The sequence below is a fragment of the Nisaea acidiphila genome, from assembly GCF_024662015.1.
Taxonomy (GTDB): domain Bacteria; phylum Pseudomonadota; class Alphaproteobacteria; order Thalassobaculales; family Thalassobaculaceae; genus Nisaea; species Nisaea acidiphila.
Window position 1 is genome coordinate 2,804,341 of record NZ_CP102480.1, and the last position, 22,849, is coordinate 2,827,189.

20 protein-coding genes, 1 pseudogene and 1 riboswitch are annotated in these 22,849 nt (G+C 65.1%); of the genes and pseudogenes, 10 read left to right on the forward strand and 11 right to left on the reverse strand.

What is annotated here, in order from left to right; translation table 11 throughout:
- The first annotated feature begins 2 nt into the window (after window positions 1-2).
- Entirely contained in the window at window positions 3-758 is a 756-nt protein-coding gene (locus NUH88_RS13075; protein ID WP_257766852.1) for a cobalt-precorrin-6A reductase, read from the forward strand.
- A gap of 68 nt (window positions 759-826) precedes the next feature.
- Here NUH88_RS13075 and cobM read toward each other — a convergent pair whose 3' ends face one another.
- Genes cobM through NUH88_RS13105 form a run of 6 tightly spaced genes read right to left on the reverse strand, consistent with a single transcriptional unit; the run spans window position 827 to window position 7,081 of the window.
- Window positions 827-1,591 (reverse strand): precorrin-4 C(11)-methyltransferase, encoded by a 765-nt coding sequence (gene cobM, locus NUH88_RS13080; RefSeq protein ID WP_257766853.1) that lies wholly within the window; start codon window positions 1,589-1,591, stop codon window positions 827-829.
- Window positions 1,588-3,387: a precorrin-3B C(17)-methyltransferase gene (gene cobJ, locus NUH88_RS13085; protein WP_257766854.1), complete on the reverse strand. Its 1,800-nt coding sequence runs from the start codon at window positions 3,385-3,387 to the stop codon at window positions 1,588-1,590. Before cobJ ends, cobM begins: the two co-directional genes overlap by 4 nt.
- The gene (cobI, locus tag NUH88_RS13090) at window positions 3,384-4,103 is read right to left on the reverse strand and encodes a precorrin-2 C(20)-methyltransferase (protein ID WP_257766855.1); all 720 of its coding nucleotides are present in this window, start codon (window positions 4,101-4,103) and stop codon (window positions 3,384-3,386) included. The genes cobJ and cobI overlap by 4 nt, the downstream gene beginning before the upstream one ends.
- Window positions 4,100-5,329: a precorrin-6y C5,15-methyltransferase (decarboxylating) subunit CbiE gene (gene cbiE / locus NUH88_RS13095; RefSeq protein WP_257766856.1), complete on the reverse strand. Its 1,230-nt coding sequence runs from the start codon at window positions 5,327-5,329 to the stop codon at window positions 4,100-4,102. The genes cobI and cbiE overlap by 4 nt, the downstream gene beginning before the upstream one ends.
- Window positions 5,326-5,979: a precorrin-8X methylmutase gene (locus tag NUH88_RS13100; RefSeq protein WP_257766857.1), complete on the reverse strand. Its 654-nt coding sequence runs from the start codon at window positions 5,977-5,979 to the stop codon at window positions 5,326-5,328. The genes cbiE and NUH88_RS13100 overlap by 4 nt, the downstream gene beginning before the upstream one ends.
- A gap of 10 nt (window positions 5,980-5,989) precedes the next feature.
- Entirely contained in the window at window positions 5,990-7,081 is a 1,092-nt protein-coding gene (locus tag NUH88_RS13105) for a sirohydrochlorin chelatase (protein WP_257766858.1), read from the reverse strand.
- Window positions 7,082-7,527: 446 nt separating this feature from the next.
- Here NUH88_RS13105 and NUH88_RS22300 point away from each other — a divergent pair.
- From NUH88_RS22300 to NUH88_RS13140, 8 genes and pseudogenes are all read left to right on the forward strand, one after another.
- A pseudogene (locus NUH88_RS22300) lies at window positions 7,528-8,088 on the forward strand (CBS domain-containing protein); the annotation flags it as partial.
- Window positions 8,066-8,572 carry a sugar phosphate nucleotidyltransferase gene (locus NUH88_RS13110; RefSeq protein WP_257766859.1) on the forward strand — a complete coding sequence of 169 codons (507 nt, stop codon included), beginning with the start codon at window positions 8,066-8,068 and terminating at the stop codon, window positions 8,570-8,572. The pseudogene NUH88_RS22300 and the gene NUH88_RS13110, both read left to right, overlap by 23 nt.
- A gap of 316 nt (window positions 8,573-8,888) precedes the next feature.
- On the forward strand, window positions 8,889-10,226 hold the full coding sequence (locus NUH88_RS13115) for a surface carbohydrate biosynthesis protein (RefSeq protein WP_257766860.1): 1,338 nt from the start codon (window positions 8,889-8,891) through the stop codon (window positions 10,224-10,226).
- Between the two features lie 113 nt (window positions 10,227-10,339).
- Window positions 10,340-11,140: a Rossmann-fold NAD(P)-binding domain-containing protein gene (locus NUH88_RS13120; RefSeq protein ID WP_257766861.1), complete on the forward strand. Its 801-nt coding sequence runs from the start codon at window positions 10,340-10,342 to the stop codon at window positions 11,138-11,140.
- Window positions 11,141-11,171: 31 nt separating this feature from the next.
- Window positions 11,172-11,825, forward strand: a complete 654-nt coding sequence (locus NUH88_RS13125; protein WP_257766862.1) for an acetyltransferase — start codon at window positions 11,172-11,174, stop codon at window positions 11,823-11,825.
- A gap of 6 nt (window positions 11,826-11,831) precedes the next feature.
- On the forward strand, window positions 11,832-12,860 hold the full coding sequence (neuB, locus tag NUH88_RS13130) for an N-acetylneuraminate synthase (RefSeq protein WP_257766863.1): 1,029 nt from the start codon (window positions 11,832-11,834) through the stop codon (window positions 12,858-12,860).
- Window positions 12,861-12,906: 46 nt separating this feature from the next.
- Complete coding sequence (locus NUH88_RS13135; RefSeq protein WP_257766864.1) at window positions 12,907-14,151, forward strand: adenylate/guanylate cyclase domain-containing protein; 1,245 nt, start codon at window positions 12,907-12,909, stop codon at window positions 14,149-14,151.
- The gene (locus NUH88_RS13140; RefSeq protein ID WP_257766865.1) at window positions 14,144-14,596 is read left to right on the forward strand and encodes a GNAT family N-acetyltransferase; all 453 of its coding nucleotides are present in this window, start codon (window positions 14,144-14,146) and stop codon (window positions 14,594-14,596) included. Before NUH88_RS13135 ends, NUH88_RS13140 begins: the two co-directional genes overlap by 8 nt.
- Here the strand turns inward: NUH88_RS13140 and cobO are convergent.
- The 3 genes from cobO to cobW are packed head-to-tail and all read right to left on the reverse strand — an operon-like array spanning window position 14,593 to window position 20,091.
- Window positions 14,593-15,225: a cob(I)yrinic acid a,c-diamide adenosyltransferase gene (cobO, locus tag NUH88_RS13145; protein WP_257766866.1), complete on the reverse strand. Its 633-nt coding sequence runs from the start codon at window positions 15,223-15,225 to the stop codon at window positions 14,593-14,595. The two genes, NUH88_RS13140 and cobO, sit on opposite strands and share 4 nt — an antisense overlap.
- Before the next feature lie 48 nt (window positions 15,226-15,273).
- Entirely contained in the window at window positions 15,274-19,032 is a 3,759-nt protein-coding gene (gene cobN / locus NUH88_RS13150) for a cobaltochelatase subunit CobN (protein WP_257766867.1), read from the reverse strand.
- 30 nt (window positions 19,033-19,062) lie between these two features.
- The gene (gene cobW, locus NUH88_RS13155; RefSeq protein ID WP_257766868.1) at window positions 19,063-20,091 is read right to left on the reverse strand and encodes a cobalamin biosynthesis protein CobW; all 1,029 of its coding nucleotides are present in this window, start codon (window positions 20,089-20,091) and stop codon (window positions 19,063-19,065) included.
- A gap of 89 nt (window positions 20,092-20,180) precedes the next feature.
- Window positions 20,181-20,394: riboswitch (cobalamin riboswitch) on the reverse strand.
- 128 nt (window positions 20,395-20,522) lie between these two features.
- Here cobW and NUH88_RS13160 point away from each other — a divergent pair.
- Window positions 20,523-20,918, forward strand: a complete 396-nt coding sequence (locus NUH88_RS13160) for a hypothetical protein (RefSeq protein ID WP_257766869.1) — start codon at window positions 20,523-20,525, stop codon at window positions 20,916-20,918.
- A 3-nt stretch (window positions 20,919-20,921) separates the two neighbouring features.
- Here the strand turns inward: NUH88_RS13160 and NUH88_RS13165 are convergent, their stop codons facing one another.
- Window positions 20,922-21,557, reverse strand: a complete 636-nt coding sequence (locus NUH88_RS13165) for a putative 2OG-Fe(II) oxygenase (protein WP_257766870.1) — start codon at window positions 21,555-21,557, stop codon at window positions 20,922-20,924.
- A gap of 62 nt (window positions 21,558-21,619) precedes the next feature.
- Entirely contained in the window at window positions 21,620-22,819 is a 1,200-nt protein-coding gene (locus NUH88_RS13170; RefSeq protein WP_257766871.1) for a class I SAM-dependent DNA methyltransferase, read from the reverse strand.
- Window positions 22,820-22,849 lie beyond the last annotated feature (30 nt).

Below are 22,849 nucleotides of genomic sequence, written 5' to 3' on the forward strand. Positions count from 1 at the left end.
CCATGGCGCGTCTGCTCGTCCTCGGCGGAACCGAGATCGCGAACCGATTTGTCGCGGCGGTCCGCGAGGCGCATCCGGAACTGGAGGTGATCCTCTCCCTCGCCGGACGCACGCGCGACCCGAGACTTCCCGACTGCGAGACCCGGAGCGGCGGGTTCGGCGGGGTGGAGGGACTCTCGGCTTATCTGAAAGCCGAAGGCATCACGGCGCTGGTCGATGCGACCCATCCCTATGCCGCGCAGATCTCGGCCAATGCGGCTGCGGCGGCGAAGGCGGCGTCGGCGCCGTGCCTGCATCTTGTCCGGCCGGAGTGGGTCGCGGGGCCGGACGACGTTTGGCACGTGGCGGAGAGCAACGAGGCCGCCGCGCGCCATCTGGAAGTCCTTTCGGCCGCTGAGCCGCGCAAGGTGTTCCTCTCGATCGGACGGCAGGAGCTGGCGCCTTACAAAGCGCTCGGCAACTGCTCCTTCGTGGTGCGCTCGGTCGAACCGCCGGAGGAGGGCGATCTTTCTTCCGGTGCGGAGTTGATCCTCGCCCGGGGGCCGTTCTCCGAGGCGGACGAGATCGCGTTTCTGAAAGATCGGCGGATCGACCTTATAGTCTCGAAGAACAGCGGCGGGACCGCGACATACGGAAAAATCGCCGCCGCCCGCGCGCTCGGCCTGCCGGTGGTAATGGTGGAACGGCCGGCGCTGCCCGGAGGCGACGTCGCCGGGACTGTGGAAACCGCAATATCCTGGCTTTCCGGCATTTCCTAAAAGTCGTCATCCCCACGCAAGTGGGGATGACGACCTTGGTTGAGTGCTCAATTGAGTGCTGAGAGGCGCTAAACCTTCACCTCAGGCCGCAGCACGTGCGTATGCGCGGCGTCGTAGAGTGCACTGTCGCGGAAATCCTCCTCGCCGAGGACGCGGCCGACGAGAATCAGTGCGGTCCGCGTGATCTTCGCGTCCCGCACCTTGCCCCGGATGTCCGAGAGCGTGCCGCGGATCACCTGCTGGTCGGGCCAGCTCGCGCGGTAGATCACCGCGACCGGACACTCGGCGCCGTAATGCGGTGTCAGCGCCCTCTCGATATGGCGCAGGTTGCGGATCGAGAGATGGATTGCCAGCGTGGCCTTCGAGCGGCCGAGCTCCTCCAGTTCCTCGCCCTCGGGCATCGCGCTCGACTGCATCGTCGTGCGGGTGAGGATGACGGTCTGGCTGATCTCGGGAAGCGTCAGCTCGGTCTGCAGCGCGGCGGCGGCAGCGGTATAGGCTGGCACGCCCGGGATGATCTCGAATGGGATTCCCACGGCACGCAGGCGGCGGATCTGTTCGGCGATGGCGCCGTAGAGCGAGGGATCGCCCGAATGCACCCGGGCAACATCCTCGCCGCGGCCGTGCACCGCCTCGATCTCGGCCATGATCTCGTCGAGCGTCATTGGCGCGGTGTCGATCACCCGCGCGCCCTCCGGCGCATGGGCGACGACCGCTTCCGGCACCAGCGAGCCGGCATAGAGGCAGGCGGGACAGCGCGCGATCAGATCGCGCCCCTTGATCGTGAGCAGGTCCGGGTCGCCGGGGCCGGCGCCGATAAAATAGACCGTCATTCCGCCGCCTCGTCTTTCTTGTCGTCCGCCCGGATAGAGGTGCCCGCCTTCCCGGCATAACCGCGCGGGGTATAGACATGCTTGCCCGTGAACCGTGTCTCGCTGGAGCCCACCATCACCAGCGTCATCATGTCGACCTGGTCGACCGACAGCGCCTGCAGCGTGGTCACTGTTACCGTCTCGTCCGGCCGGCCGAGAGAGCGTCCGAGAATGACCGGCGTCTCCGGCGGTCGGTGCTGCAGCAGCACCTCGCGGGCATGGGCCAGCTGGGTGCGGCGGCGCATCGAGACCGGATTGTAGAAGGAGATGACGAAATCGCCCTCGGCGGCGGCCTTCACGCGGGTCTGGATCGCGTCCCAGGGCGTGAGCAGATCCGAAAGCGAGATTGTGCAGAAATCGTGACCGAGCGGCGCGCCGATCCGGGCGGCGCAGGCCTGCAGGGCGGAGATGCCGGGCGTGACGAAGACCTCCAGCCGCTCCCAGTCCTTGCGCCCGGCCTTGTCGAGCAGCTCGTAGACCAGCGTCGCCATCGCATAGATGCCGATATCGCCGGAGGAGACGAGGGCCACCGACTTGCCTTCCGCCGCGAGATCGAGCGCATAGGCGGCCCGCTTCTCTTCCTCGCCGAGGGCGAAATCGTGCCGCTCCTTGCCAGCGGCGAGCGGGCCGAGCAGGTCGATATAGAGCCCGTAGCCGACGATCACCTCGGCCGAGCGAATGGCGGCGGAGGCTTCCGGCGTGCGCCAGTCGGCGGCACCGGGTCCGATGCCGACAAGGGCGAGGCGGCCGCGCGCAGTGCCGGTCGCTTTTCCGTCGATGATCGCGGGAGCCTCGGCAATGGCACAGGTCGCGCGCTTCGACTTGAGCTTCGGCACGATCAGCGCGGCGTCCGGACCGGCGGCGGCGAGTGCGGCGCCTTCGCTGACGCCGTGGCAGCCGACCTCCTTGAAGACGATCTCGGACGGGGTGGCGAGGCGCGGCGTCTCTTCCTCCAGCCGGGCGGCATCGAAGAAGCGGACCGGGCGGCCGCAATGCGCGCCGAGGGCGTGCACCGCCGCTTCGTCCATCTTCACGTCGATTGAAAAGATCCCGGCCACGGCCTCCGGCGCGAGCCCTGCATCCGCGAGGGTTTCCTCGACCAGCCGAATCAGTTCTTCCGGTTCCGCGTCGCGCTCGCAGCCGACGCCGATTGCGAGGCGTTCGGGGTGGTAGGTCAGCGTATCGGGCGCAGGTTCCGCGCGCTGGATTGAAGCGGAGAGTTTCAGCTCGGCCTCCGCGTCGCTCGGCAGGTCGTTCTCCGCGAGCCAGTCGAGCGCCGGATCGATCATGGCGGCCTCGCCGCGGAGCAGGGCGGCGGTGGCGCTCTTGTAGTCGCTCTCCGGCGCCAGATGCCAGCCGGCGGGCGGCGCGTCGAGGGCGACGCCGAGCGCGAGGTCGCTTGCGGTGGTGATCGCTGCGATCCCACCGAGGGCCGCTGCCGCTTCCCGTGCGAGATCGTTGGCGCCGCGATGGCCGCCGAGGAGCGGGATGACGGCCGAACCGTCCTCGGCGATGGCGAGCACCGGCGGCTCGCTCGTCTTGTCGGAGAGCAGCGGCGCCAGGAGGCGGATCAGCGCGCCAGCCGCGCCGACGAAAAGGATCGGCTCGCCTGCGGTGAATAGGCCGCGCAGATGCCCGGCCGTGTCGGCAAAGACAGTATCCGCCGGCGCGCTACGCGCCTGCAGCTCCTGCCCGAGGCCTTCCGCGAGCTTCCGCCCCGTCGCGAAACCGGAGGGGGAGAGGACGACAACGCTCATAGCTCACTTCCTTCGAGAAAGGCTTCGCCGCGCTTGTGCAGGAGGATCATGGAGAAATACGGCACGGTTTCGGGGTCGACCTCGGAGAGGGCGAGACAGCGCTGGTTCTCCATCGTCGCGTGTTCGATATAGCGCGCATCGTCTTCCAGCCCGAGTTCGCGGAGGAGATCGCGAATGCGGGCGAAATGGCGACCGATCTTCATGATCACGATTCCGTCCGAGGCCGCCAGCCGGGCGCGCAGCTCCGCGTCTTCCAGCGGTGCCGGCAGAACGGTCAGAATGTCGTTGCGCGAGACCAGCGGCGCACCGAGCGCGGCGGCCGATGCCATCGGAGAAGAGATGCCGGGCACCACCTCGACCGAATGGCTCTTCGCCAGCCGCTCGTAGAGATACATGAAGGAGCCGTAGAAGAACGGATCGCCCTCGCAGAGCACGACGACATTCCGGCCGGCATCGAGCGCGGCGCCGATGCGGAGCGCCGCCTCGTCATAGATCTTCGCGGCGGGAAAGCGGGAGGCGACCATCGGCATGCGGATGGCATATTCCTCAAGCCCATGCGGGATGTGCGGCGCGGCGATCCGGCGGGCGAGGCTCTGGCCGACCTCGGGTGCCGGATAGCAGACGAGATCCGCTGCCTGCAGCCGCTTCAGGGCCTTGAGGGTGATGAGATCCGGATCGCCCGGACCGACCCCGATGCCAGTCAGCAATCCGGTCATGAGCGCGGCGCTCCCGGCTTGCGCGCCGACCATTGGGTGACCGGCATCAGGGGGCGCCAGCCGTGATAGGGACCGACCGGCTCCAGCCGCGAGACGGCGATTCGCGTCAGCTCCCCGCCGAGTGTCGCGCGCGCCTCGGTGAGTTCCGCCTCGCCCTCCAGCGTCACCACGTTGGCAACCAGACGTCCGCCTGGCTTCAGCGCGTTCCAGCAGATTTCCAGCAGGCCCGGCGCGGTGATGCCGCCGCCGAGGAAGACCGCGTCCGGTTCCTCCAGCCCGTCGAGCGCATCCGGTGCGGTGCCCTCGACGATTTTCAGAAAAGGCACGCCGAGCGTTTCCGCATTGCGACGGATGTTTTCGATCCGGTCGGATCGCGGCTCGACCGCGATCGCGCGGGCGAGCGGATCGGTGCGCATCCATTCGATGGCGATGGAGCCGGATCCGGCGCCCACGTCCCAGAGCAGCTGACCCGGACCGGGGCGCAGCGCGGCGAGGGTCACGGCGCGGACCTCGCGCTTGGTGAGTTGCCCGTCGCTCTCGAAGAAACTGTCATCGAGGCCTGGCGTCGTGCCGAGCGCCAGGGGTTTCGACGGCCCGGAGAGCTGTATCGCGACGGTGTTGAAATCGGCGCCGGGGGCGTGCGGCCAGTCCTCGGCGCTGCCCTCCAGCCGGGCTTCCTTCGGTCCGCCCATGTGCTCAAAAACGGTGATCGCGCTCTTGCCGAAGCCGGCGCCGGTGAGGAAAGCGGCGACCTGGCCCGGCGTCTCCCGCCCTTCGCTCAGCAGGATCAGCTTCGCGCCCGGCTGCAAGGCGGCGGCGAGCAGGGAGAGGGGGCGTCCATGAACGGTCAGGATTCTCACCTCCGCGAGCGGCCAGCCGAGACGGGCGGCAGCCAGCGAGAAGGCGGAGGGAGTCGGGATGACGACCATCTCCCCGACCGACAGTATCTTCGCTAAAGTCGCGCCGATGCCGTGCTGCATCGGATCGCCGGTCGCCAGCACGGCAACCTTCCGACCGCGCAGCTCGTGAATTCTGTCGATAAAATCCTGCAGCGGCGAGGGCCATTCGATGCGCTCGCGCCCGTCCTCCGGGAGCATGGCAAGATGACGGGCGCCGCCGATCAGGATCTCCGCACCCTTCAGCAATTCGCGGGCATTCCGGGAGAGGCCGTCGAGCCCGTCCTCGCCGATCCCGATGATGCGGAGCCAGGGTGTCTCGGTCCTCATGCTGCCGCGTCCTTGCCGGCAAGAATGGCCAGCGCGTTCACGGCCGCCGAGGCCATCGCGCTGCCGCCGCGCCGGCCCTGAAGTGTCAGGAACGGCGGGAGGCCGCCTGTTTGGGTCAGCGCCGCTTTCGATTCCGCCGCGCCGACGAACCCGACCGGGAAGCCGAGAATGACGGCCGGGCGCGGACCGCCCTCGAGGATCAGTTCCATCAGCCGGAAGAGCGCGGTCGGCGCGTTGCCGATGGCGACCACGGCGCCGCCGAGCTTCTCCCGCCAGAGCCCGACCTGCGCGGCGGAGAGGGTGGTCTCCTCTTCCTTTGCCAGCGCCCGTACATGGGGATCGCGGATCAGGCAGAGCACTTCATTCTCCTGCGGAAGCAGCCGCGGTGTAATGCCGTGCGCGACCATGGCAGCATCGCAGATCACTGGCGCGCCCGCCGCCAGTGCCGCGAGTCCTGCGGAGACCGAGCCGTCAGAAAAGATCAGATCGGGCGCGATCTCCGGCATGCCGCAGGCATGAACCAGCCGGACCGCCACCTCGGCCTCCTCGGCAGCGAAACGCGCGAGGTCGGTCTCGGCGCGTACAATTTCGAAGGATTGCCGGTAGATGGAATCCGGATCTTTCTCGTAGCTGAAGACAGGCGCGGACACGGGCCGGGGCTCAGTTGTCGGTCAGAGTACGAGGGCCGAGCGGATGGTCCGCATGCGGGTACGGATGGTGGTGATGGTCGTGCCCGTGTCCATGATCGTGATCGTGGGAATGGCCATGGCTATGGTGATGGTGACCGTCCCCATGATGATGGTGGTGATGCCCGTGATCGTGGTGATGGTCATGATCATGGCTGTGCCCGTCCCGGTCCCCGGTGCCGATGCCTTCCACATGATGGTGATGGCTTTCCTGGGGCAGACCGACCTCCGCCTCGAAGCCGAGCACCTGCTGGCGGTACTTGCACATCTGGCAGTTCATGTTGCCGGTGCCCTCGTCGATCTCGCGCACCCGGTCGAGGAAGGTCTCGATCACAAGCGGGTGGTCGTTCAGGTACGGCGCCTTGACGAACTCGATCTCCGGATGGCGCGCCGCGACCTTGTCGACATAGTCGTAGATCCGCGTCACCAGGATCCCGGTGAAGAGGAAATAGGGGAAGACGACGATGCGCTTGTAGCCGAGTTTGGCGGCATGCTCGAGCGCCGGTTCGACCAGCGGGAAGGTGACGCCGGAATAGGCGGTCTCGCCCCAGCCGAAGCCCATGCCCTCCCAGAGCATGCGCATCACCTTGGCGACGTTGGAGTTAGCGTCCGGATCGGAGGCGCCGCGGCCGACCACGACCAGCATGGTCTCGTGCCGGGAGACGCCGTCGCCCGCTTCCTTCAGCGCCTCCTCGATGCGCTCGCCGGCGGCGCGGATCATCTTCAGGTCGATTCCGAGTTCGCGCCCGTAGCGGATCGTCACGTCTTCGGCGCCGGCCGCGTAGGTGTTCAGGACGGACGGGATGTCGTTCTTGGCGTGGCCGGCGGCGAACAGCATCCCGGGCACGGCGAGCACGTCGGTGACCCCCTGTTCGCGCAGCGCGTCGAGGCCGTTGCGGATGATCGGGGTGGCGAACTCCAGATAGCCGTAATCGACCGGCAGGTGCGGCAGCTGTTCCTTGATGCGGATCGCAAGCTTCGCGAACTCGTCCACGGCCGCCTGATCGCGGCTGCCGTGTCCGCAGATCATCACACCCTGTTTCCCGCCGGAATTTCCGTCTGTCATGCTCATATCTTCCCCACCGCCGCGCGCACGGGGACGCGGAGAAAGGCTCTCCGCCCACGAGCCGCCGCGGATATCCTTCTTTTGGATCTATCCGCCCCCGGACCGTGCCGGGGCGCCCGTCACGTCAGTGTCCCGGGCCGCTGGTTTCTGGATAGAGGGTTCGGAGGAGCGCGACAAGTCCGGATCGGGCGGGAACTGTTTCGGAAGCGGCGTGAGAAGTTTTTTAGAGGCTTTCATGTCCGGGCCCGGGTGATCGGACGTGCCGTCGGGCCCTATGGCAAGCTGCGATCCCCTTATGAGCAACTCTTCCTATTGCCGCTCGTTTTGGCATAAAGAGGATATCAGCAGTTGCTTGGCCGGTCCGTACTGTCGGCTGGCCATATTACCGCTGGCAGTCTATGTAGCGCTGACAAATGTCCGGTTCTGGGGACAACGTTATGGATTTTATGGATGTCTTGGTCTCTGAGGACGACGACATACTTTCGGTGCTGCGAAGGATTGACAGCGGGCGATCGCAAATCGCTCTAGTCGTCGATTCCGAGAGAAGGCTTGAAGGAACGGTAACGGACGGCGATATCCGCAGGGCGATTCTGGCCGGGCATTCCTTGAATGTACCTGTCGGAAAGATCATGAACCGCCCTCCCTATACCGCCGCTGCAAACGCCACGAGTGCGGAATTGCTGGCGATCATGCAGCGTCGTGTCATTCATCAGATCCCATTGGTCGATGACGGGGGACGGGTCGTACGGCTGGTCACGCTCGACGAATTGATGGAAGAGCGTAGATTATCGAACCGCGTCGTTATCATGGCAGGCGGGCTCGGAACGAGGTTGCGTCCCTTGACCGAGACGATTCCGAAACCGATGCTTCAAATCGGCGGGCAGCCGCTTCTGCAAACGATCATTGAAAGTCTCGCCTCTTACGGCTTCTACCGAATGACCATTTCGGTGAATTATCTTGGCGATCTGATCAAGGCTCATTTCGGTGACGGTTCCCGTTGGGGGGTCGATATCGATTACCTGGACGAGCCTGACAAGAAAGGTACGGCGGGAAGCCTTTCGCTGCTCGCTGAACCTCCCTCCGTCCGAGCCATTTCTGGTCATCAACGGAGATATTCTCACCTCCCTGAATTTCCAGCATCTGATCGAGTTTCACCAGGTCAAGGAAAGCTGCGCGACCATGGCCGTATACGAACACAAGATCCAGGTGCCCTACGGTGTTGTGGAGGCGGACGGCGACCGGATGGTCCGCATCATGGAGAAGCCGCACCACAGTTTCTTCGTGAACGCGGGGATCTATGTTCTGAACCCGGAGATTCTGGAGCTGATACCGAAGCAGGGCGTAATGGACATGCCGAGTCTCTTTGAAGAATTGCTGCGGTCCGGCCGCCATTCGGCAGTCTTCACGATTCGAGACCATTGGCTCGATATCGGGCATCCGCAAGACCTCGAAAGAGCCGAGGATCGCTTCGAGGAAATGTTCCGGTCCTGAAACCGGCTTAAGCTGCGGCGGTCGCCATCATCTCCGGTTTTCATACAGTCCAGCGCGTTTCATCTTGGGAGAACTCTCAGTTTTGAAGGTCTTCCCAGGCTGCAATTCACTCATTCGGTGGCGGTAGAACCGGTTCCGGCGTCAATGCGGCATGGCAAGACCGGCGCCCGATGTCCGAGCGGAAGCGATAAACTCCTTCTTGGATAGAATTGCCCGCCCCGAGTTGCGGCCGGCATCCGCGTTTCAACCCGGTAGACACGCCCTTCCGATTCCGCGTACACAAAATCTGGATTCCCACACCTAGAGAGCCTCAAAAATGAGCGTTTCCCGCATTCTATATCTGCCGATCGAAGAGGCGGTGCGAGATCTTGATGCACGCATTTTGCTGGCTCTCCGGGCGGTCGACGCTGGCTGGCAGGTGGTGTTCGGCCAACAGTGGCTCTTGGTGCGCAATCTCCGGGCCATGCCCGCCGGGGTGATCTATTTCAAAGGGGCCAACCGTATCCAATCCAGTTGGATGCAGGAGGCGACCAGAACCGGAAACCTTGTCATCGCCTGCGATGAAGAGGCCACCGTCTTGGCGCGGCCGGATATCTTGAAGCGAAATGTGAATGATGAAGCTCTTCAGCTCGTTCATGCTTTCTTTGCCCAAGGGCGTCATCAGCGCGATGTTCTTTCGCAGCTATATCCGCAATTCGCTTCGAAAATTCGGATGTCCGGAAGTACGCGTTTTGACCTTCTTCGTCCTCAATATCTGCAGCCGAGACTCGAAAGAGCGAAGGCTCTCAAGGAGCAGTACGGCGACTTCATACTGATCAACACGAATTTCGGGTATGCGAACTCGAATTGGGGGTCGCCGGAAGATTTCGAGAAGATATTGGAAAATGTCGGAATTGCGGATTTTTCCCGCGAGGAAGACAGACAGATGGTCAAAGACCGCTACGACTTCGAGAAAAGCACGATGGATGCGTTCATGTCGCTCATCCCTCGCCTTGCTGAACGGTTCCCCGATCAGAGTTTTGTGATACGCCCGCACCCGGCTGAGGACAGTGCGATTTGGGAAGAACTTATCAATGACAAGGTGAAGAATGCTCACGCCATATTCGAAGGTTCGGTCATTGATTGGATTTTGGCTTCGAAGCTGCTGATCCAGAACTCTTGCACGACAGGTATTGAAGCAGCCTTTATGAAGTGCCCCTGTGTTTCCTATGCCATCGGGGACCACCCGTTTTTGGATGTCTACACCTCAAATCGGGTGAGCAATATCATCTTTGACGAAAACACTCTCATCGATGTTGTTGATCAGGTCTGCAAAGGAAATCCGGAAAAAGTTGCTCAGTATTTTCTGAAGGGAGGGGACTTCGCCGAGTATTTCCACCTGGAAGATAAGCGCCTAGCATGTGATGTGCTCTTCGAGCAGATCGTTGAAATTGTGAGCGGCCGGTTGGACGAAAGCGGCCGATGGGAAAAACGAGACGGTTACCTCGAAAGCTATCCACGGCAAAAGTGGCAGGTGAACAAGTTCGACAAGAGCCTCGGCCAGATGGTGAAGGACGTGAGTCGGATTGCAGATGGTAATAAATTCGCCCATCCCGGTGAGATGCGGCTCGAAAACGTCGCCGACTCGCTCTTTCTCCTGACAAGGCCGGATTGAAGCCGGTATTCTGAAGAAATAACGTTCTTTTAAGGCTAGATGTGACGACCGGTTCCCGTTCCTCGCTGTTCTGCTTTGGGCTAGGTTTCACTTGCGCGCGTCTGGCGGCCCGCTTGAAGGCCGCACGTTGGGATGTCGCCGGAACCAGCCGGTCACCAAGAGCATCCGACAATGCCGATCTGGTCACTTTTGACGGGACATCGCCGATTGAGCCCGCAATTTTCCGGGGCGTCACACACATCATCGCATCGATCCCGCCGGGCGAGGCGGGAGACCCGGCACTGGTACGGCATGCCGCCGATTTGCGCATGCTGCCGGATCTGCGCTGGGTCGGCTATCTCTCGACACCGGCGGTTTACGGCGACAGGGGCGGCGCGCTGGTAAGCGAGGAGGACGCGCCGCGCCCGGGCTCCGAACGCGGGCGGCGCCGGCTTGCCGCGGAGCGGGCCTGGGTCGAGGCATTTGAGGGGACAGCCGTGTCGGTGCAGGTCTTCCGCCTGTCCGGGATATACGGTCCGGGGCGGAGCGCGCTCGATCAGCTGCGAGCCGGGACGGCCAGGATCATCGACAAGCCGGGTCAGGTCTTCAATCGGATTCATGTGGACGATATCGGCACCATCCTCATGGCGTCCATGGAACGGCCGCACCACGGCCGGGTCTATAATGTCGCCGATGACGAGGCCTGTCCGAGCGGTGACGTGATCCGCTACGCCGCCGAGCTGCTGGGAGTGCAGCCGCCGGCGCCGATTTCCTATGACAGCGCGGAACTGTCGCCGATGGCGCGCTCCTTCTATGCCGAGTGCAAGCGGCTCGATACGACCCGGATCAAGACCGAACTTGGCGTCGAACTGGCTTACCCGACCTACCGGGAAGGTTTGCGGCGCATTCTTGACGACTTGGAAAGCGCCGCGTAGAGCGGAGATGTCATTCACAAAGGGGGCAAGTGTGTCACGGGCACCGGTCCATATTGTCGGCTGCGGCGGGCACGCGAAGGTCATCGCGGCGATGATTGAGGGCGGAACTCGCTACGAGGTCGCCTCTTTCGTGGATCGCGATGCCCGCGCAGAGGCTACATTTCTCGATCGGCCGGTGATCGGCGAGAATGCATTCCTCGCGGCCGGGTCGGGAGAGGCCGTGGTCGTCGGGCTCGGAGAATGGCTGCGGCGCAAGGACGCCGTCGCGCGGCTCCGCGCTGCCGGTTGGACCGATTTCCCGGCGGTGATCGACCCGTCGGCGGTGGTGGCGGCTGATGTCCAGGTCGGCGAGGGGGCCGTCCTGATGCCCGGCACCGTGGTTAATCCTGGCACGGAGATCGGTGCCTTCTGCGTGCTGAATACGGGTGCGGTTCTCGATCACGATTGCAGTATGGCGGATGGCTCGGCCCTGGCGCCAGGCGTGACCGTCGGCGGCGGATGCCGGATCGGCGCCGGGGCCTATCTCGGGATCGGCGCGTCCCTCGCGCATGGTTGTTCCGTCGGGAACGGCGCGGTCCTGGGAGGCGGCGGTTTCCTCATGCAGGACGCCGGTCCGGGAGAGTTCTGGGCCGGTGTGCCGGCAACGTTCGTCCGCAAGCGCGCGGCTGACGAAACCGTTTTGTGATTGGCTATGACACAGGAATTTGAGCGTCGCCGCACCTTCGTCATCGCGGAGGCAGGTGTGAACCATAACGGCGATCTCGCCCTGGCCCGCCGGCTTGTCGAGATTGCGGCCGAGGCGGGCGCGGATGCCGTCAAGTTCCAGACTTTCACTGCCGCCAGCCTTGTCGCGGCGTCGGCGCCGATGGCCGAGTATCAGAAGGCCAACACCGGCAGCGACGCGTCCCAGAAAGACCTGCTTTCAGAGCTCGAGCTTCCGTTCGAGGCCTTTGTAGAGCTCGCTGAACTCGCACGAGAGAAGGGGGTCGAGTTCATGTCGACCGCCTTCGATCCGGAGAGCCTTTCCCATCTCCTCGAGCTCGGGGTGCGCCGCCTGAAAATCCCGTCCGGCGAAATCACCAATCCGGAACTTGTCTCGGCCATCGGGGCTGCGGGCCTTCCGGTGATCATGTCGACCGGGATGGCCGATCTTGTCGAGGTCGGGCAGGCGCTCGGCTGGCTCGAGGAAAGCGGCGCGCGGGAGATATCTCTGCTGCATTGCGTCAGCGACTATCCGGCTGATCCCGCGGACGCCAACCTTGCGGCGATGGACACGCTGCGCGCGGCCTTCGGGCGCCCGGTCGGCTGGTCCGACCATACGCTCGGCGATACGGTGACGATCGCCGCCGTCGCCCGCGGTGCCGAGATCGTCGAGAAGCATTTCACCCTCGATACGGATCTTCCCGGCCCCGACCACAAGGCGTCGCTCGATCCGGCCGGGCTGAAGCGGATGGTGGAAAACATCCGCATCACAGAATCGGCAATCGGTTCCGGCGAAAAGAAGCCGACCGCGGCGGAGCGGAAGGTCGCCCTCGTCGCCCGCCGCAGCATCGCCTCGAAGCGGGAGATCGCGGCCGGTGCCGGAATCGTGATGGAGGACCTCACCTTCCTCAGGCCGGGCACCGGGCTCCCGCCCGCGGAGGCGAAAACTCTCGTCGGACGGCGGGCGGCGCGGACTATTCCGGCCGGGACGATTATCGTCCTTTCCGACCTTTCCTGAGCGGTTCGGGCTTGCGGTCTTCCGGACCGCTCCCCATTTTCCGCGCATGCCGACGAAACTGCAGCCCCTTTCCGTCCCCTCCTCGATCCTCTCGGTCGAGGATTCCCTGACCGCACGCGAGATTTCCGACTGGTTGCTCAAGGGCTCCCGCGAGCAGCTCGATCTCGGGAAGCTCTGGGATGAATTCTGCCGCCGTCTGGCGCTGGCCGGCGTTCCGGTCGAGCGCGGCACCGCAATCCTGATGGCGCTGCACGCGATCAAGGAAGGCGTGCATTGCGAATGGCGCATGGGCCAGGGCTCTGAGGTCGAGCCCTGGCACTACGCGCCCGGCAATGCGCAGATCTATCAGGAGAGCCCGCTGCGCCTCGTGCACGAGAAGGGGAGCTGGCTGCATCGCCGGATCGACAGAGACAGCGCGACCGAGTTCCCAATCCTGCAGGACCTGCTCGCGCTCGGATACACGGACTATGTCTGTATTCCGATCATTTTCGCCAACGGCATGCAGAACGCCGTCACGTTCGCCAGCCGGGAGCCGGAAGGCTTTTCCCAGCGCGATCTGGCTCTGCTGCGCGAGGTCATGCCGACGGCGAAGATTGTGCTTGAGCTGATGACGATCTACCGCAGCATGGACGATGTGCTTGCGATGTATGTCGGCCGCGAGCCGGGCGGCCGCATCCTCGCGGGCGAGGTCCGGCGCGGTACGGTGAACCGGATGCAGGCGGCGATCCTGATCGCGGACATGCGGAACTTTACCCTGCTCTCCGACCGGCTCGGCGATCTGCAGACGGTCGAGCTGCTGGATGCCTATTACGACTGCATCATTCCGCCGATCCTGGAGCGCGGCGGCGAGGTCCTGAAATTCACCGGCGACGGCGTGCTGGCGATCTTCCAGGACGGAAGCGGATCGGGCACCTGCCAGATGTGCCGCGGCAACGCTCTGGAGGCGGCGCTGGAAGGTCAGGCCTGTCTCGATGCGCTCGACACCACGCGTTGGGGCGAGGATGTCGAGGTCAGGGCCGGGATCGCCCTGCATCACGGAGAGGTCGCTTTCGGCAATGTCGGCTCCGGCGAGCGGCTCGACTTCACCGTCATCGGCAAGGACGTTAATCTCGCCGCCCGGCTCGGAGCCAAATGCCGGACGCTCGGCGAGCCGGTGCTGATGTCGAAATCCTTTGCCGAACAGCTTTGTTCGGGCTCCACCTATCTCGGCGATTTTCCGCTGCGCGGCCTGCCTGGAACGCACGATATCTATGTGCCGGAACGGAGCGCTGACGGGACGTGTCGTGTCTGAGCCGGTGGAGGCGGCGGAGCTTGTCTTCGCGCGGTTCGAGGCGAACGATCTTGCCGAGTACCAGTCCTGGTTTACGGATGGCGAGCTGTCGCGCCGCCTCTCCTATCCAGACGAAAGATGGTTTTCCTATCTCGGTGCCGATCATGTCGCCTGCTGGGCCGTAAAATCCGGAGCGGGCGAAATGATCGCGGTCGTTCAGGCCGACCGGGAACCGGATGGAGCCTGTTTCTTCGATATCGCGCTCCGCCCGCAACTGAGGGGGCAGGGACTGGGCCGGAAGGTGCTTGATGCCTTTATCTCTGGGCCGGCACGGGCTTATCGGGAGCTGCGGGCAACCGTCGTGCCCGACAACCAGGCCAGCATCGCCATGGTGCGCCGGCGCGGGTTCCGGCAAGGGGAAGCGCCGGACGAGGACGGTTTCCTGCAGTTCAGTCTGACGGTCTAGAACTCGATCCCGGCCTGCGCCTTGAAGCCGGAGCGGAAGGGATGCTTGATCTGAGTCATCTCGGTGACGAGATGGGCGGCCTCGATCAGCTCTTCCTTGGCGTTGCGGCCGGTGACGATGACATGCAGGTCCGGGCGCTTGTTCCTCAGCGTCTCCAGAACCTCCTCCAGCGGCAGATAATCGTACCGCAGGACGATGTTGAGTTCGTCCAGCAGCACCATGTTGATCTTCGGGTCGGCCATCAGCTCTTTCGCCTGTTCCCAGGCGGCGCGGGCGGCGGCGACGTCGCGGTTGAGATCCTGGGTGTCCCAGGTGAAGCCCTCGCCCATGGTGCGGATGAAGACCTGGTCGGCGAAGGCCTCGAGGATCTTGCGTTCGCCGGTCTCCCACTTGCCTTTGACGAACTGCACGACGCCGACATTCATGCCGTGGCCGATGGCGCGGCAGACCATGCCGAAGGCGGCGGTGCTCTTGCCTTTGCCTTTGCCGGTATGGACGATCAGCAGCCCGCCGGTCTCGGTCTTGGTCGCCATGATCTTGTTCCGGGCGGCCTTCTTTTTCGCCATCTTCTCGGCGTGGCGGGCGGCCTTTTCCGGATCGATTTCGCTGTCCTGATTCTCGTCGCTCATGGTCTCTCTCCCTCGTCCCTCATCATGGCACCGTCGCGACCGCTTCGGTCAACCGGCGAGCGCCGTCAAATCGCCGTGCACCGCGTTCCGGCGCGGGCGCCAGAGCCCGCGATCGAGGGCTTCCTTCAGCCGCGCCGCCATCTCCTTCAGCGCCGCCGGATTGTGCCGCTCGAGGAACTCCCGCACCGACGGGTCCTCCAAGTAGGCATCGTAGACAGCGTCGAAATGATGGTCGCCGACGCAGCGCGCGGTGGCGGCGAAGGCGAACATGTAATCGACGGTGGCCGCCATCTCGAAGGCGCCCTTGTAGCCGTGCCGCATCACGCCCGCGATCCATTTCGGGTTCACCACGCGGGCCCGCACGACGCGCGCGATCTCCTCGTCGAGCGAACGGATGCGCGGGCTCTCCGGGCGCGAATGGTCGTTGTGATAGACCTTCGGCTGGCTGCCCGAGAGATGCCGGATCGCGGCGGTGATGCCGCCCTCGAACTGGTAATAGTCGTCACTGTCGAGCAAATCGTGCTCGCGATTGTCCTGATTGTGCAGGACCAGCTCCACGTCCTTCAGACGCGATTCGAACAGCGCATGAGCGGCCTCGCCCTCGGCGCCCTTGCCGTAAGCATAGCCGCCCCAGGCGACATAGGCGCGTCCGAGGTCCTCTTCGCTCTCCCAGAGCTGCTCGTCGATCATCGCCTGAAGGCCCGCTCCATAGGCACCCGGTTTGGAGCCGAAGACGCGATAGCCGGCCCGCTGCTCGGCGGCCTCCCGGCTGGCGCCGGCCTTCTCGAAAGCGACCGCGTCGGCGCGGTAGCGGGCGGCGAGCGGGTTTTCGGCCGGGCTCTCGTCCAGCTTGGCGACCGCACGGGCGGCGCTGTCGAGCAGGTCGATCTGGAACGGGAAGGCGTCGCGGAAGAAGCCGGAGACGCGGAAGGTGACGTCGACGCGCGGCCGGTCGAGCACCGAGGCGGGCAGGATCTCGAAACCGGTGACGCGGCCGCTCGCAACGTCCCATTCCGGACGGACGCCCATCAGGGCGAGGGCCTGGGCGATATCGTCGCCGCCGGTGCGCATGTTGGCGGTGCCCCAGGCGGAGAGCGCGAGCCGTTCCGGCCAGGTGCCGTTCTCCTGCCGGTAGCGTTCGAGCAGCAGGGAGGCGGATTTCCAGCCGAGCTGCCAGGCGGCGGGCGTCGGCACCGCGCGGGTATCGACGGAATAGAAATTGCGGCCGGTCGGCAGCACGTCCGGCCGTCCGCGGGTCGGTGCACCGGAGGAGCCGGGCGCCACGAAGCGGCCCGCAAGACCTTTCAGCAACCCGTCCAGCTCTGCGCCGCCGCAGCTTGTCACGGTCGGACGCAGATGCGCATCGACCGCCTCCAGCACGGTGCGACTTCGCTCCCAGATCGGGTCCGGCTCGGCGGTCCCGGCGACAAGCGCGTGGGCGAGAAGCTCCAGCCGCTCGACCGTATCACCGTGGCTGCGCCAGGGAGCGTCGTCGACGGCAGCGAGCGCTTCCGGCCGTGCGCCGGTCCAGTCCTCGGCCATGTCGGCTGCCAGCGGATCGAACGGTTCGCCTGCCACTTCCAGCCCGAGATCGCGGGCGAGCGCGCGCTGCAGGGAGGCATCGCCGCCCTCGCCCTGTCCGCGAGGCACGCGGACCAGCGCGGTCAGCAGATCGTCCAGCAGCCGCCCTTCCGGCGCGGCGCCGAAAATGTGCAACCCGTCGCGAATTTGAAGTTCCTTCAGCTCGCAGAGATAACCGTCGAGCTGGTTCAGCTTCTCCGCCTCGTCGTCGGTGGGAGTGAGCCCGAGATCCTTGTCGAGGCCGATGGCGGCCATCTTCTCCAGGATCTGCTCCGAGAGCAGTTTCAGGCGCCGCGGATCGACCCCGGCGGCCTGGTAATATTCGTCGACCAGCCCCTCCAGCTCCTTCAGCGGGCCGTAGCTCTCGGCGCGGGTCAGCGGCGGGGTCAGGTGGTCGACGATCACTGCGGCCGACCGGCGCTTCGCCTGCGTGCCCTCGCCCGGATCGTTGACGATGAAGGGGTAGAGATGCGGCATCGGGCCGAAGACGGCTTCCGGATAGCACTCCTCCGAAAGCGCCAGCGCCTTGCCGGGCAGCCATTCCATGTTGCCGTGTTTGCCCATATGGATGACGGCATGGGCCTCGAATTCCTGCCGCAGCCAGACATAGAAGGCGAGATAGCCGTGCGGCGGAACGAGGTCCGGGGAGTGATAGGTCTCGGTCGGATCGATATTGTAGCCGCGCGCCGGCTGGATCCCGACGACGACACTGCCGAGGGTCAGGACGGAGAGCCGGAAGGCATCGCCGATGACGAAGGGATCGCTCTCGGGGGCGCCCCAGCGGGCTTCGATCTCGCGCCGGACCTTGTCTGGCAGAGTGGCGTAGGCGGTCTTGTAGGCATCGAGGGAGAGCGTGGCGCCGCCCTTGCGGCCGGCGCGATCGGAGAGATCGTTGGTCGGACCGGAGGACATGCGTCCGATCAGGGCATCGCCGTTGATCGGGATGTCGCGGACGCCGTAACCCGCATCGCTCATGGCCCGGAGCACGTTCACCGTCCCCGCCGGCGTGTCGAGCCCGACGCCGTTGCCGAGTCGCCCGTCGCGGTTCGGGTAGTTCGCCAGCACCAGCGCGATCCGGCGTTCTTTCGCCGCCGTCGCGCGGAGCTTTGCCCAGCCCGCCGCGAGCTTCGCCGTGAAGGCGACGCGGTCCGGGACCGGGGCGTAGGTGACGATGGAACATTCCGTCGCTTCGTCCCGCCGTGCCTCAGCCTTGAAGGAAACGGCGCGGGCGAGCACGCGGCCGTCGACTTCCGGCAGGGCGACGTTCATGGCGATGTCGCGGGCGGAGAGGCCGGCCGTGGAGCCTTCCCAGCCCTCCCGGTTGCCGCCGGAGAAGATCACCTGCAGCACGGTGCAGTCGGCCGGATCGAACGGTGTCGCGCTGCCGGGTGCGCCGGGCTTGGAGACGGCGAAGCCGGTGGCGTTCAGGATCACGCCGGGCGGGGCCTGTTCGATGGCCTCCCGGATCAGGTCGGCGGAGACCGGGTCCTTCAGGCTGGAGACATAGAGCGGTACCGGGGCCAGACCTTCGGCGCGCATAGCCTCGACCAGCGCGTCGACCGGCGCCGTGTTTCCGGCCTGCACGAGCGCCCGGTAGAAAACGATCGGTGCCGGGGGCGCCTCCGGTGCGGAGGCGGCCAGCACCTCTTCCAGCGACGGGTGGTTATGGCCCGGCAGATAATAGCCCGCCTTCGGCAGCGGTGCCGGTTCGCGCCAGTCCGTCTCCGTCCCGATCAGGCTTGCGGCATAGCGCACGGCTTCCGCCGCGTTGCCGATCCCGCCCTCGATCAGGTAGCGCCATAGGCGCTGGCAGGCGGCGGTGTCGAGGGTACCGTGCCCGGTCAGTTCCGGGTCCGGCTGGTCGTCGCCGGGCAGGAAGGCGAGCGGGATTTCTCTGCGGCGGCAGTAGGCCGAGAGCTGCTCGACGCCGTAGGGCCAGTAGCCGCTGCCGCCGATCACGCGCGCGACGATAAGCTTCGCATGCGCCGCCATCTCCTCGACATAGAGGTCGACGGAGAGGTTGTGGCCAAGCTGCATGAGGTTGGCGAGACGCAGGCTCGGGAACGGGCCGTCATGTCCTGCCCGCACCTGCGCATAGCCCTGGGCGAGGCAGGAGAGTTCGGTGTCCGCCGCGCTCAGGAACAGGATGTCGCCGGGGGTCTGGTCGAGATCGACCGCCTCGCTGCCGTCGGTGACCGTGCCGGGTGTCGCCGCCAGAAGATGCATGGGGCCTCCGGGTGGGAGAGGGCGGGTGCGTTAGCCGGCGATGGCGGCGGCGATGGCGGCACGGTCGAGCCCGTGATGGCCAATCACGACAAGCCGGGATTCCCGTGTCTCGCCGCCCTTCCAGTCGCGGTCGAAATAGCGCTGGATGCGCGGGCCGACGCCTTGGATCACCTGGCGCATCGGTTTGCCCGGAATGTCGAGGAAGCCCTTCACGCGGAGGATGTCGTGGTCCCGCACGGCGGCGATGATGCGCTCTTCCAGCGCGTCCACGTCCTCGACCGAGGAGAGCGGCAGCACGAAGCTGTCGAAATCGTCATGGTCGTGCTCGTGCCCGTCGTCATGGTGCGAGGGCCGGCTGTCGAGATCGTCCTCCGCCGCGGCGCCGAGACCGAGCAGCACGTCCGCTCCGAGCTGGCCGTGGGCACTGGCGACGGTCTTTACCCCGCCCCTGAGATAGGAGGAGACGGTTTCCCGCACCTTGACGAGCCCGGCTTCGTCCATGAGGTCGGTCTTGTTCAGCACCACCATGTCGGCGCATTGCAGCTGTTCCTCGAACAGCTCCTCGAGCGGGCTCTCGTGGTCGAGCGACTCGTCGGCTTCGCGCTGGCCCTGCACCGCGTCATGATCGTCGGCGAAGCGGCCCTCGGAGACGGCGGCGGCGTCGATCACCGCGATCACGCCGTCGACGGTGGTGCGGGTGCGCACTTCCGGCCAGGCAAAGGCCTTCACCAGCGGCTTCGGCAGGGCGAGGCCGGAGGTCTCGATGATGATGTGGTCCGGCTTGTCCGGGCGGGCGAGGATCGCCTCGATGGTCGGCAGGAAATCGTCCGCGACGGTGCAGCAGATGCAGCCGTTGGCGAGCTCGATCACATCCTCGTCGCTGCAGCCCTCGATGCCGCAGCCGGTCAAGAGCTCGCGGTCGACGCCGAGATCGCCGAACTCGTTGATGATGAAGGCGAAGCGGCGGCCGCCGTTGTTCTCAACCAGGTGCCGGATCATGCTGGTCTTGCCGGCACCGAGAAATCCGGTGATGACTGTGGCGGGGATCTTCTCACTCATGTCTGCCTCCTCGGGCCTTCCTCAGGCCGGTGATGTCACGTCTCGTCACCGAACGGAAGACCGTGCCCCGGACACACCCCGGACCGAAGCGGGCGACGATGCTGACGGCAGGTCTCCTGGCTCGCCGGGTCACCGCGCTCCGTCCACCTTCCCGGCGGCAGTTGCCTGCCGCCAGTGGCCTCCGGACGAAGCGCTCGCCGGCTACAGTTGCGGGGGCAGCCGTGACTTGATCGCGGCAGTTTGCGCCGGACCTTCACGTTCCCTTTTGATCCCCGGTGGGGAACCGTCAACGGGTCTCTTGTCCGACGCGCCCGGAGCGCTGTCAATAGGCAGGGACCGGCCGAATCGACTCAGACGGTTAAATTCAGCTATAATTACACTATCTGAATCTAGTAACCGGTTTTTGCCGGGTCCTTTTCGGAAGTCATCGTATGGCAATCGCGTCAACGACTTCAGCTTCGCAGCAACTCGTCGCGCTCAACCTTACGGGTGCCTCGCAGTCAGCCGCCACGACGGCCTCCGTCCCGGAAGCGCCCGAGCCTGTATCGGCAGCGGATAGTCCTGCGGTGACGGCGGCGTCCGTCATCGGCAGTTCCTCTTCCGCCCAGCAGAGCCAGGCCGTCTCGCAGGCGCAATCCGCGTTGCAGGCGGCCGAGCAGGTTGTGGCGCAGCGCGAGGCCGATCTCCGGGACGCACGGGGCGCGGCAGCTTCCGCTTCGGATACGGCGGAACAGCGCCGTCAGGCTCTCTTCGATGCCGAGTCGGCCGAGCGGGTTGCCCTCGCAGAGCAGCTTGAGCGCGGGGCGCTGCTTAATCTCTCCGTTTGAGCGTTATTTACGCTTCAGATCCGAAATTTCCGCATTGATTGTCAGCGACACCCGTTCGCCGTCGCCGAAATACGGGTTCGTATGGAAATGCAGCCAGCTCGGGAAGACCATGAGCTGCCCGTTCTGCGGCGTAACCATTACCGAGCGCCCGACGGTATCGATCGGCAGACTGGCGAGTTCGGCCTGGGCCCGGGGGTCGTCGATCTCGATGGTGCCACTCTCCGGTGCGTCCGCATTCGGCGCGTCACCGGCCTCGACGGTGTAGACCATCGTCAGATGGTGGCCGGGCGAGAGATGCCGCTTTTCGTAGCCGCCATAGCGCAGCACCGTGACATATCCCGTGAGTTCGGTTTCGAAGCTGCTTTCGCCGCCCACGATTTGCGGGATGACGGTTTGGGCCGCCCCGAGCGCTGTCTGACGGATGGTGTCGATACCTTTATCCGGCCAGTCGAACAGGTTGTCCGTTGAGCGCCAGCCGCCGACCGCGCCGCCGGCATTCGCCTCGCCGGCCGCCTCCCGGCCGAGCGCGGCAGCCTTCAGCGCGTCGTTGAGCGGAGCGGCACCCTCGATCGCGAACATGAAAAGGCGGGTCGGAAAGACTTCCAGAATATCCCTGCGGGAATCGAATTTGAGCTCCATCGGCCGGTCCCTCTCGGCAAATACGCGATCCGAAATCCTTAGCATGCCGGAGCGGCAGCGGGTCAAACTCTGGATTGTCGCAGTTTTGTGAATGCGAGGAACAAGGTCGCCAGCGGCATGTCACCCTCGTCGCGCATCGAGCCCTGCCGCAACTCGGTCAAAGACAGTCCCGCATGCTCTGCCGTATCGCGAAGGTAGCCGGCACTATGGCAGTGAACGCCGTCGCGGCCGATGCCAATTCCATTCTCGTCCGGGCCGGTGAGTTCGTGTGCCGTCATCAACAATGTGCCGCCCGGCGCCAAGCGGTTCGATATGGACGTAAAGAGCGGACCGAGATCGCCAATATAGGCGCTGACATCAGCTGCGATTGCGAGGTCGTAGACCTCGTCTTCACGGGAAAGCACCTCGACGGCATGCCCGACCGTGAGCCGGTCATAGATCGCCTTCTCCTCGGCGCGCCGTACCATCTCCTTGGCAATGTCGATGCCAGACAGGTGATTGCAATGCGGCCGGAATGCCGCGCCTGAGAGGCCGGTGCCGCATCCGATATCGACGGCGCGCGGGATGTTGCGGCCTTCCGACAGGATTCCCAGTTCGACGCCGAGCCGCCTCAGGGTCTCCGGGCCTGAATAGTTCAACCGGTCGGTCAGGTGCGCGTCGAACTTCTCGGCGTAATTGTCGAAGACCTTTGCCACATAGGTGCTGCTGAACGCTTCGCGGATTGGCGTCACGCCGTGACGGGCGAGATCGCGACGTGCGCCCATCGTGTCTTCGGGATCAATGTGGAGCGACGACCGGTAGAGCCGGATCGCCTCTTCCTTGCGTCCTGCCAGATCGAGAAACTGGCCGAGGAGGAAGGTTGCATCGAGGCTTGACGGCTCCGCAAGCCGCAGTCGGCGGAGCGTCCGGACGGCGCGCGGCCTCCTGTTGCTTCCGAACGCGCGTAAGGCAGCCAATACGGCGGCCGGACCATGCAGGGGATCGAGTACGAGCAGCCATTCCGCCACGCGCGCTTCGGGGTCGACAGCACCGAGATCGTTCAGATTGCCGGCAGTGGCGGGATTGAGGATCAGAGCGCGTTTGAGCGCACGGGAGGATTTTGCTCCCATTGCGCGCTGGGCGACCGCGAGGTTCGTCCAGTGCCGCGGTTCACCGGCATTCTGCCTGGCAAGATCGAGCAGGATCGGAAGCGCGACCGGCCAGTCGCCGGCTTCGAGCGCGGCGCGCAGGATCTCGCTATCGGGGTCGACGTCCGCATTCATCCCGGCAAGGTAGTGGAGCCGGCTGCATTA

Coding starts and splice junctions, on each gene's coding strand:
- NUH88_RS13075 (WP_257766852.1), top strand. CDS start 3: ATGGCGCGTCTGCTCGTCCTCGGCGGAACCGAGATCGCGAACCGATTT.
- cobM (WP_257766853.1), bottom strand. CDS start 1,591: ATGACGGTCTATTTTATCGGCGCCGGCCCCGGCGACCCGGACCTGCTC.
- cobJ (WP_257766854.1), bottom strand. CDS start 3,387: ATGAGCGTTGTCGTCCTCTCCCCCTCCGGTTTCGCGACGGGGCGGAAG.
- cobI (WP_257766855.1), bottom strand. CDS start 4,103: ATGACCGGATTGCTGACTGGCATCGGGGTCGGTCCGGGCGATCCGGAT.
- cbiE (WP_257766856.1), bottom strand. CDS start 5,329: ATGAGGACCGAGACACCCTGGCTCCGCATCATCGGGATCGGCGAGGAC.
- NUH88_RS13105 (WP_257766858.1), bottom strand. CDS start 7,081: ATGACAGACGGAAATTCCGGCGGGAAACAGGGTGTGATGATCTGCGGA.
- NUH88_RS13115 (WP_257766860.1), top strand. CDS start 8,889: ATGAGCGTTTCCCGCATTCTATATCTGCCGATCGAAGAGGCGGTGCGA.
- neuB (WP_257766863.1), top strand. CDS start 11,832: ATGACACAGGAATTTGAGCGTCGCCGCACCTTCGTCATCGCGGAGGCA.
- NUH88_RS13135 (WP_257766864.1), top strand. CDS start 12,907: ATGCCGACGAAACTGCAGCCCCTTTCCGTCCCCTCCTCGATCCTCTCG.
- cobO (WP_257766866.1), bottom strand. CDS start 15,225: ATGAGCGACGAGAATCAGGACAGCGAAATCGATCCGGAAAAGGCCGCC.
- cobN (WP_257766867.1), bottom strand. CDS start 19,032: ATGCATCTTCTGGCGGCGACACCCGGCACGGTCACCGACGGCAGCGAG.
- cobW (WP_257766868.1), bottom strand. CDS start 20,091: ATGAGTGAGAAGATCCCCGCCACAGTCATCACCGGATTTCTCGGTGCC.
- NUH88_RS13160 (WP_257766869.1), top strand. CDS start 20,523: ATGGCAATCGCGTCAACGACTTCAGCTTCGCAGCAACTCGTCGCGCTC.
- NUH88_RS13165 (WP_257766870.1), bottom strand. CDS start 21,557: ATGGAGCTCAAATTCGATTCCCGCAGGGATATTCTGGAAGTCTTTCCG.
- NUH88_RS13170 (WP_257766871.1), bottom strand. CDS start 22,819: ATGAATGCGGACGTCGACCCCGATAGCGAGATCCTGCGCGCCGCGCTC.